Below are 546 nucleotides of genomic sequence, written 5' to 3'. Positions count from 1 at the left end.
CAGCGGGTGGCACGGGTGGCCCGGGAGCACAACGCGACCAGTTTCATGGTGATCCAGGCCGCGTTGGCGGTATTGCTCTCTAAGCTCAGTGCGAGTTGCGATGTGGCGGTGGGGTTCCCGATCGCGGGACGCGGTGATCCGGCGCTCGATGAGTTGGTCGGGTTTTTCGTCAACACGCTGGTGTTGCGGGTGGATCTGGCCGGTGATCCCAGCATGGCCGAGGTGTTGGGTCAGGTGCGCCGGCGCAGCCTGGCCGCCTTCGAGCACCAGGATGTGCCTTTTGAGGTGCTGGTGGAGCGGCTCAATCCGACGCGGTCGTTGACCCATCATCCGCTGGTGCAGGTGTTGTTGGCTTGGCAGAACAACGACACCCCGGAACTGGTTTTGGGTGATGTGCACGTCACACCGTTGCCGACTGATACCCATACCGCCCGAATGGATTTGGCGTTCTCCCTGACCGAGCAATGGGCCCCAGAGGGTGCACCGGCGGGGATCGGCGGGACGGTGGAATTCCGCACCGACGTGTTCGACCCGGCCAGCATCCAC

At 63.9% G+C, this 546-nt stretch carries 1 protein-coding gene; it reads left to right on the top strand.

All coding sequences use genetic code 11. The features are described 5' to 3' along the window. Positions 1 to 546: condensation domain-containing protein (locus tag A5688_RS23075; RefSeq protein WP_131812453.1), on the top strand; the 546-nt coding region annotated here is incomplete at both ends.

It is taken from the genome of Mycobacterium mantenii (genome assembly GCF_001667865.1).
Taxonomy (GTDB): Bacteria; Actinomycetota; Actinomycetes; order Mycobacteriales; family Mycobacteriaceae; genus Mycobacterium; species Mycobacterium mantenii_A.
The sequence above is the reverse complement of the archived record's forward strand: the minus strand, read 5'-3'. Positions and strand labels throughout refer to the sequence as shown.